At 72.1% G+C, this 18715-nt stretch carries 15 protein-coding genes; 7 read left to right on the top strand and 8 right to left on the bottom strand.

Annotation, left to right across the window (positions count from 1 at the left end):
- Positions 1-432 precede the first annotated feature (432 nt).
- Positions 433-1407, top strand: a complete 975-nt coding sequence (locus tag AB0K03_RS36330; protein WP_364695032.1) for a SemiSWEET transporter — start codon at positions 433-435, stop codon at positions 1405-1407.
- A 99-nt stretch (positions 1408-1506) separates the two neighbouring features.
- Positions 1507-2628, top strand: coding sequence for a substrate-binding domain-containing protein (locus tag AB0K03_RS36335; protein WP_364695035.1), 1122 nt, complete (start codon positions 1507-1509; stop codon positions 2626-2628).
- 62 nt (positions 2629-2690) lie between these two features.
- Here the strand turns inward: AB0K03_RS36335 and AB0K03_RS36340 are convergent, their stop codons facing one another.
- Entirely contained in the window at positions 2691-3998 is a 1308-nt protein-coding gene (locus AB0K03_RS36340; RefSeq protein ID WP_364695038.1) for a PHB depolymerase family esterase, read from the bottom strand.
- A 10-nt stretch (positions 3999-4008) separates the two neighbouring features.
- Entirely contained in the window at positions 4009-5394 is a 1386-nt protein-coding gene (locus AB0K03_RS36345; protein WP_364695041.1) for an endo-1,4-beta-xylanase, read from the bottom strand.
- Between the two features lie 298 nt (positions 5395-5692).
- Between AB0K03_RS36345 and AB0K03_RS36350 the strand changes: the two genes are divergently transcribed.
- Positions 5693-7009 (top strand): SGNH/GDSL hydrolase family protein, encoded by a 1317-nt coding sequence (locus AB0K03_RS36350; RefSeq protein ID WP_364695044.1) that lies wholly within the window; start codon positions 5693-5695, stop codon positions 7007-7009.
- Here AB0K03_RS36350 and AB0K03_RS36355 read toward each other — a convergent pair.
- Positions 6996-7274, bottom strand: a complete 279-nt coding sequence (locus AB0K03_RS36355; protein ID WP_364695047.1) for a hypothetical protein — start codon at positions 7272-7274, stop codon at positions 6996-6998. The two genes, AB0K03_RS36350 and AB0K03_RS36355, sit on opposite strands and share 14 nt — an antisense overlap.
- A gap of 72 nt (positions 7275-7346) precedes the next feature.
- Between AB0K03_RS36355 and AB0K03_RS36360 the strand changes: the two genes are divergently transcribed.
- The 4 genes from AB0K03_RS36360 (at position 7347) to AB0K03_RS36375 (ending at position 13444) form a co-directional block, all read left to right on the top strand.
- Positions 7347-8516 carry a glycosyltransferase family 4 protein gene (locus AB0K03_RS36360; RefSeq protein WP_364695050.1) on the top strand — a complete coding sequence of 390 codons (1170 nt, stop codon included), beginning with the start codon at positions 7347-7349 and terminating at the stop codon, positions 8514-8516.
- A gap of 96 nt (positions 8517-8612) precedes the next feature.
- Positions 8613-11027, top strand: coding sequence for a transglycosylase domain-containing protein (locus tag AB0K03_RS36365; RefSeq protein WP_364695053.1), 2415 nt, complete (start codon positions 8613-8615; stop codon positions 11025-11027).
- An 81-nt stretch (positions 11028-11108) separates the two neighbouring features.
- Entirely contained in the window at positions 11109-12761 is a 1653-nt protein-coding gene (locus AB0K03_RS36370; protein ID WP_364695056.1) for a serine/threonine-protein kinase, read from the top strand.
- A 47-nt stretch (positions 12762-12808) separates the two neighbouring features.
- A complete protein-coding gene (locus AB0K03_RS36375) occupies positions 12809-13444 on the top strand; it encodes a potassium channel family protein (RefSeq protein ID WP_364695059.1) in 636 nt (211 codons plus the stop codon).
- Between the two features lie 10 nt (positions 13445-13454).
- On the opposite strand, the gene manD is transcribed toward AB0K03_RS36375, so the two are convergent.
- The 5 genes from manD to AB0K03_RS36400 are packed head-to-tail and all read right to left on the bottom strand — an operon-like array spanning position 13455 to position 18643.
- Positions 13455-14663, bottom strand: coding sequence for a D-mannonate dehydratase ManD (manD, locus tag AB0K03_RS36380; RefSeq protein WP_364695061.1), 1209 nt, complete (start codon positions 14661-14663; stop codon positions 13455-13457).
- A complete protein-coding gene (locus AB0K03_RS36385) occupies positions 14660-15505 on the bottom strand; it encodes an ABC transporter permease subunit (RefSeq protein ID WP_364695064.1) in 846 nt (281 codons plus the stop codon). The genes manD and AB0K03_RS36385 overlap by 4 nt, the downstream gene beginning before the upstream one ends.
- The gene (locus tag AB0K03_RS36390) at positions 15502-16377 is read right to left on the bottom strand and encodes a sugar ABC transporter permease (RefSeq protein ID WP_364695067.1); all 876 of its coding nucleotides are present in this window, start codon (positions 16375-16377) and stop codon (positions 15502-15504) included. The genes AB0K03_RS36385 and AB0K03_RS36390 overlap by 4 nt, the downstream gene beginning before the upstream one ends.
- Positions 16374-17435: an ABC transporter ATP-binding protein gene (locus AB0K03_RS36395; protein WP_364695070.1), complete on the bottom strand. Its 1062-nt coding sequence runs from the start codon at positions 17433-17435 to the stop codon at positions 16374-16376. Before AB0K03_RS36395 ends, AB0K03_RS36390 begins: the two co-directional genes overlap by 4 nt.
- Positions 17432-18643, bottom strand: coding sequence for an extracellular solute-binding protein (locus tag AB0K03_RS36400; RefSeq protein ID WP_364695073.1), 1212 nt, complete (start codon positions 18641-18643; stop codon positions 17432-17434). Before AB0K03_RS36400 ends, AB0K03_RS36395 begins: the two co-directional genes overlap by 4 nt.
- Positions 18644-18715 lie beyond the last annotated feature (72 nt).

The raw sequence follows: 18715 nt of genomic DNA on the forward strand, positions 1-18715 counted from the left end.
CCATCCATTCGCCCACCCCGCGAACCGCGGGAGCGCAGAACGGGCGCGCCCCGGTTGCCGTTCGGTTCAGCCCACCGGAACCCTCAAGTCGCCCGCATCAGCCGGACGCGGGCGGGCGCGAGCGGGCCCGCCCGGCGCGCGAGCAGCGCCGTGATCGGCGCCCCGCACGGCGCGCGAGCAACGCCGCGATCGGCGCCCCGCACAGCGCGCCACCAGCGCCGCGATCGGGGCCCCGCCCGGCGGGCGGGCAGCAACGGGATCGGTGGTCAGCGGCAGGATCGCCCGTCCTCCGCGGGATTCGGGTGCGAAACGGTGATAACGGTCCGTGTCGCCTCTCACGAGTCGATCTTGTCAGGCCGCCCGGGAGCCGGGCGATGGGTCAGATGGCCGCGACGCTGCCGGCCTCCCTGACTTTCGATACCGGAACGGACCATGTTCTCCACTGCTCTGCTCGGCTGGCTCGGCGCCGCACTGTCCATGTCCCTCCCCTGGCCGCAGGTGTACCGCTCGTGCATTCAGGGACGTACGGGCGGGCTGTCCCCCACAGCGTGCTGGCTGGGCCTGGCGATGCCGATCGGGTGGATCACGTACGGGCTGCTGGCCGGCGAGACGGTGCAGGTGGTGACCAACACCGTCAACGGCGCGGCCGGGCTGGGCGTGCTGACCGTCGTGCTGTGGCGCCGCAGCGACCTGCGTACCGGCCGGAAGCTGCTGGTCACGGCGAGTGGCGCCGGGGCCGTCCTCACCGCCGTCGCGGTCAGCGTCGCGGTGGCCGCCCTCACCGATGCCACCGCCGCCCATGTGGCGGTCGTGCTGGGCCTGATCCTCGCCGGGACGTCGTTCGCCTCGTCCGTCCCCCAGCCGCTGTCGCTGCTGCGCGACCGTACCCAGGACCTGAGCGGCCTGTCCCCGCTGCGCTGGCGCCTGGGCGCGGCGGCCAGCGGCTCCTGGCTGACGTACGGCCTCACCACCGGCCAGACGGCGGTGTGGCTGTCCGCCCTCGTGGGCCTGACCAGCGCCGTGATCGTCTGCGTGGTCCTGGTCGCCGCCGGCCGTACCGCGCCGGCCCCGGCCTCGGTGCCGCTGCCGGCGCCGGTGGCCCGTGGGGTGGCGACCGTGGTCCGGCCCGCCCGCGGCACCGCCCGGGTGGTCCGCCCGGCCACCGCCCCCGCCGCGGTCGCCGGCACCGCCGCCGTCACCTTCTCATCGGCCGTCACCGCCTCCTCCGCCGTCAAGGCCTCGTCCGCGGTCACCGCGACGCTCGTCCGGCCCGGCTCGGCGCGCGTCGTCCGGCCTGCCGCGGCGGTCACCCGCTCCGCGCGCCCGGTCAGCGGAGCCACCCGGACGACGCCGGTCCGCGTGTCCCGACCGGCCCGTACGCCGGCCGCACGGGTCGCCACCGCCTGAGCCGGCGCAACACTTCAGTCACGACTGCGGTCGCCGCCGAAAGGTTCTTCACGTCGCACTGGTACCCTTGCCGCGCTTTTCGCCCATGGAGGTAATCACGTGCGCCGGAATCTGGTGGCCCTTGCGGCGGTCGGTCTGCTCACCGTCGGCGGTCTCACCGCCTGCACCGACGATGACGACAGCGGCTCCGCCGCCGAGACGCGCCGCGCCGACGGGACGGGCAAGGTCGGCGTGATCCTGCCCGACACCACGACGTCGCAGCGCTGGGGCAGCGACGACCCGAAACTGCTCAAGGCCGCGCTGGACGCGGCCGACGTCCCGGTGGAGATCGAGAACGCGCAGGGTGACGCGGCGAACTTCCAGCGCATCGGCGACCGGATGATCGCCGAGGGCGTCACGGTGCTGATCATCGCCAACCTCGACCCGGTCAGCGGCAAGTACGTGCTGGACAAGGCCAAGGCCGCCAAGGTCAAGACCATCGACTACGACCGGCTGACGCTCAACGGCGGCGCCGACTACTACGTCAGTTTCGACGGCGAGCAGGTCGGCAAGTACCAGGGCGAGGGCCTCATCCGCTGCCTGCAGGAGAAGAAGGTCGCCAAGCCGCGGGTCGTCTACCTCAACGGCGCACCTTCCGACAACAACGCCCTGCTGTTCAAGAACGGCTACGACTCGGTGCTGCAGCCGAAGTTCGACGACGGCTCCTTCTTCAAGGGCCCGGACCAGTCCGTGGACAAGTGGGACAACAAGGAGGGCCGGTCGATCTTCGTCGAGATGATGAACCAGTACAACAACCAGATCGACGGCGTGCTGGCCGCCAACGACGGCCTGGGCAACGCGGCGATCACCGTGCTGCGCGAGCGCAAGCGCAACGGCAAGGCGATGAACGGCACGGTCCCGGTGACCGGGCAGGACGCGGAGACGCAGGGCCTGCAGAACATCCTCGCCGGCGACCAGTGCATGACGGTGTACAAGCCGATCAAGAAGGAGGCGGACGCGGCCGCGAAGCTCGCGATCAGCCTCTTCAAGGGCGAGCAGGCCAAGGTCGTCGACCGGGTGAAGGACCCCGAGTCGGGCGCGTACGTCCCGGCCGTGCTGCTGGACCCGATCCCGATCTACAAGGAGAACGTCGTCGACGTCATCAAGGACGGCTTCGCGACGAAGAAGGCGGTCTGTGCGGGCCGGTTCGCCGCGCTGTGCCGGGAGAACGGCATCAAGTGACGCAGGACTGACGCGCGCACGACGCGGGGCGGCCGGGGTGACCGGCCGCCCCGCTGCTGTGTTCAGGCGGTGGCGCAAGTGGCGCCGTTGAGGGTGAATCCGCTCGGCGCCCGGCTGTCGCCGGTGTGCGTCGCCTGGTATCCGATGCCCACGGAGGCTCCGGGGGCCAGGGCCGCGTTGTAGCTGACGTTACGGGCGCTCACCTGGCCTGAGGCCGGCGAGTAGGTGGCGTTCCAGCCCGAGGTGATGCTCTGCCCGGAGGGCAGCGTGAAGCCCAGCGTCCATCCGTTGATCGCGGTGCTGCCCGTGTTGGTGATGGACAGCGACGCGGTCAGCCCGGTGTTCCAGGCGTTGGTCGTGACGCTGACCCGGCAGGCCCCGGCGGACGGCGGCGTGGACGGCGGCGTGGACGGAGGGGTCGACGGCGGCGTGGACGGGTCCGTGCCGGTCCGGTCGAGGCCGAAGAAGGCGATGGCCATGGCCGCCATCCCGCTCATCGGCAGCGAGTGGCCGACCCCGGCGATGCTGATCCCCTCGACCGGCGCCTGCACGGACGCGTTGCCGTACCGGGTCCGGGTCCAGCCCTGCTGCGGTGTGTCCGTCTGCACCGGGGTCTGGCTGACACCCAGCACGTTCGTCCACTGCTTGATCTCCTCCTGGAAGTTCGGGTATCGCAGCGTGTCGTCGGTCGTGCCGTGGAACACCTGCATGCGCGGACGCGGCCCGGAGTACCCGGGATAGGCGCCCCGGACCAGGTCGCCCCACGCCTGGGCGGTCTTCGTGATCTGGCCGTTGGCGCAGGCGCTGTTCCAGCCGGAACCGTCCGTGGTCGCGAAGCAGCCGAACGGCACGCCCGAGAACGCCGACCCGGCGGCGAAGACGTCCGGGTAGTCACCGAGCAGGACGTTGGTCATCATCGCGCCGGAGGACGCCCCGGTCACGAACGTACGGGCCGGGTCGGTGGCGTACCGCTGCTGCACGTAACGCACCATCGAGACGATGCCGACCGGGTCGCTGCCGCCGTCGTGGCGCAGAGCGGCCGGCGAGGACACGTCGAAGCAGTTGCCGGAGCGGGTCGCCGACGGGTAGACGACGATGAACCCGTACCGGTCGGCCAGCGAGGCGAACTCCGTACCCGAGTAGAACGCCGGACCCGAGCCCGTGCAGTAGTGCACGGCGACGAGCAGCGCCGGGCGGGCCGCCAGCCGGTCGGGCACGTACAGGTGCATCCGCAGGTTGCTCGGGTTGGTGCCGAAGTTCGTGACCTCCTGCAGCGAGGCCGCCTGGGCCGCGGTGGCCGGCATGAGGATCGCCGCCCCGAGCGCGGCGGCCGAGGCGGCCGCCGCGAGCAGCGCTTTCATTCGTCGCATCACGTCCGCCCTAGCTCGCCGAGCAGGTGGCCGAGGCGGGACCGGTGCCGGTGCCCTGGAAGCCGAACTCGGTGCTGCCACCGGCGGGCACGGAACCGTTGTACGAGACGTTGGCGAACCGTACGGTGCCGGTCGAGCCGCTGCTCTGGCTGTTCCACGAGTTCGTGACGGCCGCCCCGGACGGCAGCGTCGTGCTCACCGACCAGCCGCGCAGGGCGGAGCTGCCCGCGGTGACGCGTACGGTCGCCACGAAGCCGCCGGTCCACTGGTTGAGCGAGACCGTCGCGGTGCAAGCGCCCGTGCCGGGGTCCGTGGGGGTGCTCGGCGGGGTGCTAGGCGGGGTGCTGGGCGAGGTCGGCGGGTCGCTGGGCGGAGTCGTGCCGCCGCCGTTGAGCGCGTTCAGCGTCGAGGTGTACGCCGCCTTCTTGTTGCCGCTGGAGTCGAAGAGCAGCGGGGTGCCGCCGGCCCGCCAGGAGTCGCTGTCGCGGATGCCCCAGACCGTGATGCCGGTGCAGCGGCTCACGGCGAGGCAGGCCTTCGTGACCCGGGAGAAGTTGTCGGCCTGGGTCTGTCCGGAGCCCTCGATGTCGAGCTCGGTGATCTGCACGTCCACGCCGAGGTTGGCGAAGCGTTGCAGGTTGGCCTGGTAGTCGCTGGGCACCGGGGACTGCGCGTTGAAGTGCGACTGGAAGCCGACGCAGTCGATCGGTACGCCGCGGGACTTGAAGTCCTGCACCATTGCGTACACGGCGTTGCTCTTCGCGTTCTGGCCGTCGGTGTTGTAGTCGTTGTAGCAGAGCTTCGCGCCGGGGTCCGCGGCGCGCGCGGCGCGGAACGCGGCTTCGATCCAGTCGTTGCCGGTGCGCTGCAGGTTGGAGTCGCGCCGGGCGCCGGTGTTGCCGTCGGCGAAGGCCTCGTTCACCACGTCCCAGGCGTAGATCTGTCCCTTGTAGTGGGTGGCGACCTGGGTGACGTGGTTGAGCATGGCGTTGCGCAGCGCGGTGCCGCTCATGTTCTGCGCCCAGCCGGGCTGCTGCGAGTGCCAGGCCAGCGCGTGGCCCCGGATCCGCATGTTCTGGGCCTGGGCGTGGCTGACGATGCGGTCGGCCGAGCTGTAGCTGAACTGGTTCTGGTTGGGCTCGGTGGCGTCCCACTTCATCTCGTTCTCGGGCGTCACCGCGTTGAACTCGCGGTCGAGGATGCCGACGTAGGTGCTGTCGGACAGCTTGTTCGCCGCCACCGCCGTCCCGAAGTAGCGACCGGTGGCCGCGGCGGAGGCGCCCAGCGTGGTCGCGGCCTCGGCCGTCGAGGTGAGGGCGACCACGCCGCCGGCGGCGACGACGGCCGCGGCGGCGGCCACGCCGAGCGCCCGCAGCGGGGTCCGTGGCTTGTGCATCGGGGAACCTTTCTCGCAGGGGGACAGCGCCGAGCGATTCACAGGGGTCGATCGGCGGTGGCCGGACGTTAACGAAACAATCCCGTAACTTCAACGGCCCGGCTTACGCCGCCGAGGACCCCCGCCGGTCCTTTTCGCGGCTTTGGCGCGACTAAATCACGCCTTACCGATCAGCCATGGCTCTGCAACTTCCGGTCTCTGTGCACCATTCGCGGATTGTGGGAGCGCTTCCATTGAGCCGGACGGATGGCTGTGGCACGTTCGCCGAGGCCGCCGCGATCACGACGAAGGAGTTCCCATGCCCGACCGAAGCGCCGCCCGCCCCACCCGGCGTGAGCTCCTGGCCGCGGCCGGCGGCTCGGCACTCGCCGCCGCGATACCCGGCCCCGCGACGGCCGCCCCACCCGGCGGCGCGGCGGGCCACCGGGACCGCTGGGTCGCCACGTGGGGTGCGATGCCCCAGCTGACCGAGCCCGGCAACATGCCGCCCGCCGCGTTCATCCGCGACGGGGTGGTGCTGCCGGACACCACCCTGCGGCAGACGCTGCGCGTGACCGTCGGCGGCGGGCCCGTACGGCTGCGCTTCTCCAACGCCTTCGGCGGGGCGGACCTGCCCCTGCACACCGTGCGCATCGCGCTCCCGGCCGGCGGGCGGGCCGGCGTGGCCGCGATCCAGGAGGGCACCTCGCGGCCGGTGACGTTCGGCGGGAGGGCCTCAACGGTGGTCCCGATGGGCGCCCAGGTGGTCTCCGACCCGGTCGCCATGGAGGTGGCCCCGGGATCGAACGTGACGGTGACCGTCCACCTCGACTCCGGCCAGGCGTCCACCGCCATCACGTCGCACCCGGGCTCCCGGACGACGTCGTACCTGCTCCCGGGCGAGCACGCCGACGACCTCGACCTGCCCGGCGCCACCCCGGTCGACCACTGGTACTTCCTGAGCGGGCTGGAGGTGCAGCCGGATGCGCCGTCGCGTGCGCTCGTGCTGCTCGGCGACTCGCTGACCGACGGCCGCGGCTCCACGACGAACGGCAACAACCGCTGGCCCGACCAGCTGTTCGACCGGCTCCAGGCCGTCCCGCGGCTCCGCGACGTCGCGGTCGTCAACGAGGCGGCGGGCGGCAACCGGGTGCTGCGCGACGGCCTCGGGCCCAACGCCCTGGCCCGGCTGGACCGCGACGTGCTGGCCCAGACCCGCGCCGCGTGGGTGATCCTCTTCGAGGGCGTGAACGACATCGGCACGGCCGCCGCCACCCCGGCGGACCAGCAGCGGATCACCGAGGAGCTGATCTTCGCGTACGACCAGATCGTGCTGCGCTGCCAGGCCCGCGACCTCGTGGTGTGCGGGGCGACCCTGCTGCCCTTCGGCGGGAACGAGGGCTACGACGACGCCGGAGGGCTACGCGAGCAGAGCCGCCGTACGGTCAACGCCTGGATCCGCGGCAGCGGCCGGTTCGACGTCGTGGCGGACTTCGACGCCGCCGTCCGTGACCCCGGCGACCAGCGCCGGCTGCTGGCCGCGTACGACACCGGCGATCACCTGCACCTCACCCCGGCCGGATACCGGGCCTTGGCGCAGGCAGTCCCGCTCCGCCTCTTCGTCAGGACGGGGTGACGGTTCGCGGCGCCGGGCGGGCGAACGAGCGCGCCCACAGCGCCGGCCATCCGGCACCGAGCCAGGACGCCGGCAGCAGCAGCCCGTGCCGGGCGATCGCGGCCCAGAACTCCGCCGGGTCGCCACCCAGCTCGACCGCGTCCGGCCGCGAGCACGGCGTCGTCGGCGCGCAGGAGGGCGCCGACCGCGGCCCGGACGCGCAGCGCCACCAGATCGGCGGTGCGCGCCGGGGCCACCCGGGGAAGCCGGGCGAGCTTGCGCGCATTTCTCAGGGCACATGGTGCACATTCCCGGCACGGGACAACGGTGCATTGACGGATGCCTCTACGGTGTCCGCGTGAAGATCCGGTACGTCCTGCACAACGCGTACGGCACGGGCGGAACCATCCGTACCGTCGTCAATCAAGCCAACGCGATGTGCCGTACGCACGACGTCGAGATCGCCAGCGTCTACCGCACCCGGGACAAACCGGTCTTCCCGCTCGACGAGCGGGTCCGCCTGGTGTCCCTCACCGACCTGCGCGACGACGGTTCACGGTGGACGGACCCACAGGGCACCAACTCCCGGTTCGTCCGCAAGACGCGGCGCTTCCGCAACCCGCTGCCGCACCGGTACGACTTCCGCTACAAGCGCTGGGATCCGGTGGTCGACACGATCCTCGTGCGCTACTTCCGGGCCCAGCGCGACGGTGTGCTCGTCACCACGCGGCCCGGCCTCAACCTCATGTCGGCCTGGTTCGCCCCGAGCCGGCTCGTCCGGGTCGGCCAGGACCACATGAACCTCGGCACGTACAAGCCCGCGCTGCGGGAGGCGATGCTGCGGGCGTACCCGCGGCTCGACGCGGTGACCGTGCTGACCGAGGCGGACCTGGCCGCGTACCGGGCGGCGCTCGGCCACACGGGCCTGCGCGTGGAACGGATACCGAACGGCATACCGGACCGGCCCGCTGCACCGGCCGGCGGGCGCGGGCGGACCGTGCTGGCAGCCGGCCGGCTGACCCCGCAGAAGGGGTTCGACCTGCTGGTGGAGGCCTTCGGGCTGGTCCGCGAGCGGCACCCGGACTGGGAGCTGGCCATCTTCGGTGAGGGCCGCCTGCGGGGCGGGCTCACCGAGCAGATCAAGGAGCTCGGCCTCGGCGGTCACGTCCATCTGCGCGGGATGACCCGGCACCTCGACCGGGAGCTGGCCCGGGCGTCGGTCTTCGCGCTGAGCTCCCGCTTCGAGGGGCTGCCGATGGTGCTGCTGGAGGCGATGGACTCGGGCCTGCCGGTCGTGGCGTTCGACTGCCCGACCGGTCCCGCGGAGGTGGTCGAGGACGGCGTCAACGGCCTGCTGATCCCCCGCGAGGACACGGCCGCGCTCGCCGAGGGCCTGTGCCGACTGATCGAGGACGCCGCGCTGCGCGAGTCGTTCGGCCGCGCGGCGAGACGGACCAGCGCGCGGTACGAGATGCCCGCCGTGGCCGAATCCTGGGAACGGCTGTTCACGGAGCTCACGGCGGCCTGAGCCGCGGCGCTTGCGCGTGATCGTTACCCTCCGCCCGGGCGAGTCCCCCGACCGCCCGCACGTTGACGACTATCGAAGTTTGGACCTGGCATCCCGATGCGCCGACGCGAGCACAAGCCCTTGACCAACGCGGCCGCCCTGCTGATCTGCGGCCTGGCCTCCGGCGTGGTCGTCGCCGCGGCGGCGTTCCCCGCGGTGGCCATGTCCGGCCTGGCGGCCAAGGCCGGCGGCGAGTCCTTCGCCAGCCTGCCCAGCGAGCTCAAACACGCCACCGCCCCCCAGGTCAGCACCCTGTACGCGGCCGACGGCAAGACCAAGGTCGCCGTGTTCTGGGAGGAGTTCCGGCGCGACGTGCCGCTCAAGGACATCTCCAAGACGATGCAGAACGCGATCGTCGCCGCCGAGGACCACCAGTTCTTCCACCACAACGGCGTGGACGTGAAGGGCATCGCCCGGGCGTTCGTCAACAACAGCGGCAAGAACGACCGGCAGGGCGCCTCGACGCTGACGATGCAGTACGTCAAGATGTCGCTCGCGTACACGGCGACCACGCCGCAGGAGGTGGTGGACGCCACCGAGGGCACGGCACGGCGCAAGCTCAGCGAGATGAAGTACGCGATGCAGGTCGAGAAGGAGCTCACCAAGGAGCAGATCCTCGAGCGCTATCTCAACGCGGCCCCGTTCGGCAACGGCGCGTACGGCATCTCCGCCGCCAGCCAGGTGTACTTCCAGAAGAAGGCCAAGGACCTCACGGTCGCCGAGGCGGCGCTGCTGGCCGGCATGGTGAAGGCGCCGACCGGCTTCAACCCCACCACCGCGAAGGGCTACCCGCTGGCCCTCGACCGGCGCAACTGGGTCATCGCCAACATGCGCGACCTGGGCTTCATCACCCCGCAGCAGGCCGCGGACGCCACGAAGGCGCCGCTGAAGCGCACGGTCAAGCGCAGCGGCAACGGCTGCACCTCGGTGACCACCAACAGCTGGGGCTTCTTCTGCGACTACTTCTACCGCTGGTGGCTGAGCCGGCCCGAGTTCGGCGCCAACCCGTACGAGCGGGAGCGGCGGCTCAAGAGCGGCGGCTACACCATCCGCACCTCGCTCGACGTCAAGGCGCAGAACGCGGCCCGCAAGAACATCGCCAAGCAGATCGGCGTGAAGGACCGCGACGCGCTGCTGCTCGCCGGCGTCGAGCCGGGCACGGGCCGGGTACGCGCGCTCGCCGCCAACCGGCGCTTCAAGATCGACGATCCGGCCGATCCCGAGAACAAGCTCTCCTCGGACCCGGCCCTCAAGGCCAAGGGCAAGCGCGGCACGTACCCGAACACCACCAACCCGCTGCTGACCGGCGGCGGCGACATCACCGGCTACCAGGCCGGCTCGGTGTTCAAGATGTTCACGATGGTGGCGGCGCTCGAGAACGGCTATCCGCTGGCGTACCCGATCAACACCACGTGGCGGTACAAGTCGCCGACCTACCTCGACTCCGGCGCGCCGGCCGAGTGCGGCGGGCACTACTGCCCGACCAACGCGTCGAAGTCGGAGAAGGGCCCGTACAACATGTGGACGGGCTTCGGCAGCTCCGTCAACACGTACTTCGTGCCGCTGGAGGAGAGCGTCGGCGCCGAGAAGGTCGTCGACGTGGCGCAACGCTTCGGCGTGCAGTTCCGCAACCCGCACGACAAGGACCTCGCGACCCACTACGCGCACGACTGGGGCTCGTTCACCCTCGGCGTGGCCGACTCCACACCGCTGGACATGGCGAACGCGTACGCGACCCTGGCCGGCGACGGCATGTACTGCACGCCGACCCCGGTCCAGCAGATCACCACCGCGTCCGGGGAGAAGCTCGACGTCGGCAAGCCGCACTGCAAGCGGGCCACCCCGGCGGACGTGGCCCGCGCCGCCATCGACGCGGCGCGCTGCCCGCTGGGCGACTCCGCGCGGCTGGGCAGCTGCGGGGGCGCGACCGCCGGTGACACCGACGACATCGTCGGGCATCCGGTCTTCGGCAAGACCGGCACGACCGACAACGACAAGACCGCCTCGCTGATCGTGGGCACCACGAAGATCGTCGTGGCGGGCTATCTGGTCAATCCGGACTACCAGAACCACCCGTACCGGATGTCGCACGGCGTGGTGAACCCGGCGGTGCAGAAGACGGTCCGGGACATCATGAAGGGCGAGCCGGACGAGGAGTTCAAGAAGCCGTCCGGCACGAAGATCGCCAAGGGTGAGCAGCGGTCGGTGCCCGACGTGACGTGCCGCAGCATCGCGGAGGCCACGGGGCTGCTCAAGAACGCCGGGTTCATCGCGGCCACCGGCGCCGAGGTCGCCTCCTCCTGCCCGAAGGGCACGGCGGCCGGTACCGACCCGTCCGGTACGACGGTCAAGGGCGGTTTCGTCAGCATCCAGGTCAGCGGCGGGCCGGCACAGACCACCGGCACCCCGCCCGGCCAGGGCGGGCCCGGCAACGGCCCCGGCAACGGTCCCGGCCGCCCAGGCCCTCGCTGAGCAGGACCGGCGCGCGTCCCCGGCCCACGGAAGGGGGGCCGGGGATGCAGACCGGCGTCGATACCGGCAGACTGCCTCGGCATGGAGGTGCACCAGCGACTCGGCGGCCGCTACGTTCTGCTCGCCCCGCTCGGTCACGGCGGCATGTCCGTGGTGTGGCGGGCCCACGACGAGGTCCTCGGCCGCACGGTCGCCGTCAAGGTCCTCGCCGCCCGGTACGCGGGCGACCCCGAATCGCGGCGGCGGATCCGCCAAGAGGCCCGCGCCGCGGCGGCGCTGTCGCACCCCAACATCGCCCAGGTGTACGACTACGGCGAGTCCACGGAGCCCGGCTCCCCGGCCCCGTACGTGGTGATGGAGCTGGTCCGCGGCGTGCCGCTGCACGACCGGATGCACGCCCCCGTGTCGTCCCGTTACGCGATGCGGGTGTGCGCGGAGGTGGCCGCCGCGCTCGCCGCCGCGCACGCCGACGGCCTGGTGCACCGCGACATCAAACCGGCCAACGTGCTGCTCGCCGAGACCGGCGCGAAGGTCGTCGACTTCGGCATCGCCGCGGCGATCACCCGGTCCGGCGCCGGCGACCTCGACGAGGAGGTGTACGGCACCCCGGCGTACCTGGCGCCGGAGCGGCTGACCGACGACGCGGTCGACCCGGCATCCGACGTGTACGCCCTCGGAGTCCTGCTCTACCGCCTGCTCTCCGGCCACTCCCCCTGGTCCGCGGACACCACGACGCAGATGCTGTCCGCGCACATCTACGTGGCGCCGGAGCCGCTGCCGCAGCTGCCCGGGGTGCCCGAGTACGTGGTCGACCTGTGCAACCGCTGCCTCAGCAAGGACGTCACGATGCGTCCGAGCGCGCGGGAGGTGGCCGCACTGCTGGCCCAGGGCGCGGGCCTGCGGGTGGTGGCCGACGAGCCGGTCCGTGCGGCGGGCGGCCCGGCCGTCGACCCCACCCCGTCCGTGCTGATCCGCCGGGACGCGACGACGGCGGCGACCGGCCTGGCAGCGGCCGCGATCCCGGCGGCGCAAGCGCCGTCCGCACCTTTGCGCCCGGCGACGGAGAACCCAGCCGCCGAGAACCCGGCCGATCGAAGCCCGGCCGCGGGAGACCCGGCCGCGGACACCCCGGCCACGGGCGGCAGCCGTAGATCACCGGGCCGGCGGGCCCGCCTAGCCATGATCACCGCCGCGGTCGTGCTGCTGGCGGCCGTGCTGTGGCTGCTCCTGCCCGACGGGCACGGAGACAACCGGTCCGCGGACGCCCTGCCGGCCGCTCCCCCGTCGTCCGCCTTACCCGCCGCGCCGCGCCCCGGCGACAGCACGGCGCGCAAGCCCGTCTCCGAGACGACCGCGGCGACGGCACCCACAGCGACGGCCGCGGCCGGTGACCCGGCCGCTCCCACCCCGGCGAAGCCTCCGCGCGCGACGGCCACCACGGGGCGGGCCACCGCCACGACGACGACTCCGCGGCCGACGACGACCACCGAGCCCGAGGAGCCGGCCCGCGAGTGGTCGTTCTCCTCGCAGGGCGGTTCGGTACGCGCCACCTGTCCGGACCCCGGCCGGGCGCAGCTGCTGTCGTGGGCGGCGACGCGCCCGTGGAAGGTCGACGCGGTGGAGTCCGGGCCGGGGGCCGCGCCGTACGTGACGTTCCGGCACGGCAACGAACGGGTCAGGATGACCGTCACCTGCTCGTCGGGCGTCGCGTCGGTCTCGACCGACGACGTCTGACCCGCCGGCGACGGCCGGCCGTACCGGCGGGCGGAAGGGGGTACGACATGGCGGGCGCCGACCGGCTGCGTCGCTGGGAACGCGTCACCGAGCTGCCCCTCGCGCTCGTGTCGCTGCTCGCCCTCGTCTGCCTGGTGGTCCGCGTCCAGGACCCCTCGCCGCCGCAGTGGACGACGGCGGCGCTCGCGCTGGCGTGGACGGTGCTCGCCGTCGACTATCTCGCCCGGCTCGCCATGGCCGGAGACCGCCGCGCGTTCCTGCGGCGGGAGTGGATCGACCTGCTGGCCGTCCTCCTGCCGGTCCTGCGGGTGTTCCTGCTGGGCCGGATCATGCGGGTGCTCAGCCGGCGTGCCCGCAGCCGGCTGGCGAACCGCGTCGTGCTGTCGGTGGGGTGGCTGGCCCTGCTCGTCGTCGTGGGCGCCTCGATCCTCGTGGTCGGCTTCGAGCGCGACGCCCCCGATGCGAACATCCGGGACGTGGGGACCGCGGTCTGGTGGGCGTGCGTCACCCTGTTCACCGTCGGGTACGGCGACCACTACCCGGTCACCCTCGGCGGCCGCGTCGTCGCGGTGGCGTTGATGGTCACCGGGTTCGCCCTGCTGTCCGTGGTGACCGCGGCCATCGCGGCGACGTTCACCGAACGGCGGGGCCGGGAGCGGGACGAGCCGGACCAGGAACCGTAGCGGGCCCGTGTCACCAGCTGTGCACCGTGCCGTCCTCGAGGCGGTTCACCGGCAGCGACGCCGGCCGGTACGGATACCGCGCGGCCAGCTCCTCGTCGAGGTCGACACCCAGGCCGGGCGCCTCGGAGGGGTGCAGGTGACCGTCGGCGAAGCGGTAGCCGTGGGGGAACACCGCGTCGGTCTCGGCGGTGTGCGGCATGTGCTCCTGCAGCCCGAAGTTGGGGATGCTGATGTCGAGGTGCAGCGCGGCGGCCATGCAGACCGGGGACAGGTCCGTGGCGCCGTGCGAGCCGCTGCGGACGTGGTAGAGGTTCGCGAGGTCGAGGATGCGGCGCAGGTGGCTGATGCCGCCGGCGTGCACGACGGTCGCGCGGATGTAGTCGATGAGCTGCTCGGTGATCAGCTGCCGGCAGTCCCAGACGCTGTTGAACACCTCGCCGACCGCGATGGGGGTCGTGGTGTGCCGGCGGATGAGCCGGAAGCCCTCCTGCAGCTCGGCCGGGACGGGATCCTCCATCCAGGTCAGGTCGTACGGCTCCAGCGCCGCGCCGAGCCGGGCCGCCTCGACGGGGGTGAGCCGGTGGTGCACGTCGTGCAGCAGCATGAGGTCCGGCCCGAACTCGTCGCGGACGCGGCGGAACACCGACGGCACGTGGCTCAGGTAGCGGCGGGTCGACCACGTCGCCTCGGAGGGCACGGCGGCGTCGGCGGGCTCGTACGGCCTCCCGGCCGCGCTGACGCCGTACGTGGTGGCCAGGCCGGGCACGCCGGTCTGCACGCGCACGGCCCGGTAGCCGGCGTCGGCGAGCCGGGCCACTTCGGCCAGCACCTCGTCGGCCGTTTCCGCGTTCGCGTGGCCGTACACGGTGACGCCGTCGCGGGACCGCCCGCCCAGCAGTTGGTAGACCGGCAGGCCGGCCACCTTGCCCTTGATGTCCCACAGCGCGGTGTCGACCGCGGCGATCGCGGTCATCGTGACCGGCCCCCGCCGCCAGTACGCGCCCTTGTAGAGGTACTGCCAGGTGTCCTCGATGCGGGCCGGGTCGCGGCCGATGAGCGTGGGGACGACGTGCTCGCGCAGGTACGCCGCCACGGCCAGCTCCCGGCCGTTGAGGGTGGCGTCGCCGACCCCGGTGACGCCGGCGTCGGTGACGATCTTGAGCGTCACGAAGTTGCGCCCGGGGCAGGTGACGACCACCCGCGCCTCGGTGATCCTCATGTCTCCTCGTCCCCGACGCGGGCGACCAGCTGCGTCGGGTTGACGAACCGCAGCGCCACGACCAGCAGCACCAGCATCATCGACGTGTAGATGACCGCCATCGCATCGACGGACTGCTGGGCGCGGATCCCGGCGGACGACATCGAGTAGTAGAGCGCGACGACGAGCGTCTGCGAGTCGGGGCCGGCGGTGAGGAAGGTCAGCTCGAACATGCCGACCGTCCGGACCAGCACGAGGATCGCCGCGGCGAGGATGCCCGGGATCGACAGCGGCGCCAGCACCCGCAGGAACACCTGCCACGTGCGGGCGCCGCACATCCGCGCGGCGCGTTCGATCGCCGGGTCGATCTGCTCGATGAACGGCGTCATGGTGAGGATGACGAACGGTACGGAGGGCACGAGGTTGGCCAGCACGACGCCGGACAGGTGGCCGGCGAAGCCGTACTTGTAGAGCACCGTGGCGAGCGGGATGCCGTACGTGATCGGCGGCATGAGGATCGGCAGCAGGAACAGCAGGAGCAGCAGGCGCCGGCCGGGGAACGAGGCGCGGGCCAGCGCGTACGCCGCGGGCACCCCGATGAGCAGCGAGATGCCGACCACGAGCACCGCCACCTCGAGGGTGACGACGAGGACCGGGCCGAGGGTGAAGTCCTGCCAGGCCCGGCCGTACCAGCTCGCCGTCCAGCCCTGCGGCAGCCAGGTGTCGAACCACCGGCTGCCGAACGAGCTGACGACGACCGCCGCGATGACGCCGGCCAGGTTGACGAAGAAGAAGACCACCACGCCCCAGATGACCCAGCCGAGCGGGGAGCCGGTGAGGCGGCGCTGCCGGAGCTCCGTCATCCTTTGCCTCCCGCGGTCGAGCCGGTGTAGAGCAGCGCCCGCCAGCCGAGGACGAAGCCGAGGACGACCAGCTCGGCCACGCCCATGATGACCGCGACGGCGGAGGCGAGGACGTAGTCGTACTGGACGTAGGCCGCCTCGTACGCGGCGATCGAGATGACCCGGGTCTCGCCGGCCGGGTCGCCGACCAGCACGGCCGACGGGAACACGCTGAACGCCAGCACGAAGCTCAGGCAGAACGTGGTGGCCAGCCCGGGGGCGAGCAGCGGGAGCGTGACGCGGCGGAACCGCTGGAACCCGTTCGCCCCCAGCGTCGCGGCGGCGCGTTCCAGCGCCGGGTCGATCCCCGACAGGTACGAGCTGACGAGCAGGAACGCGAACGGGAACCCGGTGATCACGAGCGAGAAGAAGACACCCCAGTAGTTGTTCGTGAGGCGTACCGGGGCGTCGGTGAGGCCGGTGCTCTGCAGGACGCGGTTGAACCAGCCGGTAGGGCCGAGGAAGTTCAGCAGGCCCTGCGCGGTGAGCACGGTCCCCAGCGTGATCGGCAGCACGAGCAGGGTGGTCAGCACGCGCTTGCCACGGTACCGGCCGCGCATCCGGTACGCGATCGGCACGGACGCCAGCACGTTCAGCAGCGCGGCCGGCAGCGCGAGCCCCAGCGTGGTGGTGATCGTGTCGCGCAGGTACGCGTCGGTGAAGAACCGGCGGTACGCCCCCAGCGGGCCGCCCTCGGCGGGTTGCAGCGACAGGCCGATGCCGTAGAAGAACGGGTAGATGAACAGCAGCACGACGAACACCGCGCCCGGGACGAGCAGGAGCAGCTGCCGGTCGATGCCCCGGTCGGCCAGCCGGTGCCGCAGCGCGGTCACGTCTCGTCCCGCGGGAAGACCAGCAGCCGTGCGGGATCCACCGAGATGTGGATGCACTCGCCGGCCGCGGGCCGGGTGGGCCCGCGCAGGAACAGGGCCGTTCCCGTGTCCGTACGGGCCTCGACCGCGACCTCACGCCCCTGGTACTCGACGACCTCCACGGTGGCCGGCACTCCGGCGGCGGCGATGCTCAGATCCTCCGGGCGGGCGGCGGCCACCACGAGATCGCCCGCGACGAGCGCGCCGACGGGCGTGCCCGTCAGCGTGATGCCCTCGCCGCCGACGGCTACGCGGTCGCCGAGAACCTGCTCGGCCTTGAGCGGCAGCAGATTGCGATAGCCCATGAAGTCGGCGACGTGCCGGCTGACCGGGTTGGCGTGCACCTCCTCCGGGGTGCCGATCTGCTCCACCCGGCCCTCGCGCAGCACGACGAGACGGTCGGCCAGCGACAGCGCCTCCTCCTGGTCGTGTGTGACGTACACGGTGGTCAGCCCGAGGGTCTGGTGCAGGCGGCGGATCTCCGTACGCATCTCGAGCCGCAGCTTGGCGTCCAGGTTGGACAGCGGCTCGTCCATCAGCACGAGCGACGGTTCGAGGACGACGGCTCGCGCGATGGCCACCCGCTGCTGCTGGCCTCCGGAAAGCTGTCCGGGCAGTTTTCCCGCGTGCTCGCCCAGGTGCACCAGCCGCAGCGCCTCGTCGACGCGGCGGCGGGTCTCGGCGCGCGGCACCCGGCGCATCTGAAGCCCGAAGGCGACGTTGCGGCGCACGGTCAGATGCGGGAAGAGCGCGTAGTTCTGGAACACCATGCCGAAGCCGCGGCGTTCGGGCGGCACGGTGTCGAGGCGTACGTCGTCGCGCCAGATGCTGCCCCGGCTGAGCGGGAGCAGGCCGGCGAGGCAGTTGAGCGCGGTGGACTTGCCGCAGCCCGACGGCCCGAGCAGCGCGATGAACTCACCCGTGCGGATCGTCAGGGTCAGCCCGGACAGGGCGTCGCGCCCGCCGAAGCTGCGGCCGACCCCGTCCAGCCGCAGCTCGCGGAAGCCGCGCTCGCTCACTTGCGCACCTTGGAGCCGCCGATCTCCCGGTCCCAGCGGTCGAACGCGGCGACCAGCTCCTTGGCGCCGAGCGGCACCTCGAGCGGGTGCGAGGCGATGAGGCCGGCGTACTCGGGGCGGCCGTACTCCTGGATGGCCTCGCGGCTCTCCTGCGGCGCGGTGGCCAGCTCGACCCCCTTGACCGCGGGCCCCGGGTAGAAGTAGCCCTGGTCGTACGCCTTGGCCTGCTGCTCCTTGGTGAGCATGTGGGCCAGCAGCATCAGCACGGCGGCCTGGTCGTCGGCGGGCACCCCGCGCGGGATGACGGCGTAGTGCGCGTCGGTCACCCAGTGGAAGTCCTGCAGCGCCGCGACCTTCGCCTCCTTGGGCACCGTGCCCAGCACCCGCGGGTTGATGTCCCAGCCGGTCGTGGTCGCGACGATCTTCGCCGACCCGTTCGCGAGGTTCTTCATGGTCTCGCTGGTGCCCGAGGGGTAGAGCGTGATGCTCTTGTCCAGCTCCTTGAGGTACGCCCAGGTCTTGTCCCAGCCGTTGACCGGGTCCTTCGGGTCGCGGTCGCCGAGCAGGTACGGCAGACCCATGAGCAGCGTACGGCCGGGGCCGGAGTTGGAGGGCCGCGCGTACTGCACGGCACCGGGGTTCGCCTTCGCGTACGCGAGCAGCTCCTGGGCGGTCCGCGGCGGGTTCGGCACCTTGGCGGGGAGATACTCCAGCAGCGGCCCGGACGGGTAGTAGGTGACGGTGACGCCGGCGTCCCCCGCGAGCTTCTGCATCGCGGCGGCGCCGGGGAGATAGTCGCGCATGCCGGGCAGCCGGTCGGCGTACTTGGGCAGCAGCGGCGTCCACAGTCCCTGCTGCAGGCCGGCGGAGAGGCCGTCCACGCCGGTGAGCACGAGGTCGATGTCGACCCGGCCGGCGTCCTGCTGCGCCTTGATCTTGCCGACCAGCTCGGGAGCGGTCGCCTTCGAGTACGTGACCCGCGAGACCAGGTCGGTGTGGCGGGCCACGAAGTCCTCGATCATGCCCTGGGTGAGCTGCAGGTTCCCGGCGACGTCGAGGATGTTGAGGGTGACGGCCCGGCTCGGCCGGGACGGCGCGTCCCCCTGCGGCGCGGTGGAGCCGCCGGAGTCGGGAGCGCTGCAGGCGGCGAGGGCGAGGAGGACGGTCAGGGCACCGGCCACGCGGCCGGTCGAGGGACGCGCACGCATGCGGACTCCCCTGTCTCGATCGTGGAAGGGGGCACCCCCAAGCTACGGACACGGTTAACCACATTCAAGGCC

Origin of the sequence: Actinoplanes sp. NPDC049316, from assembly GCF_040677315.1 — a bacterium.
GTDB lineage: Bacteria > Actinomycetota > Actinomycetes > Mycobacteriales > Micromonosporaceae > Actinoplanes.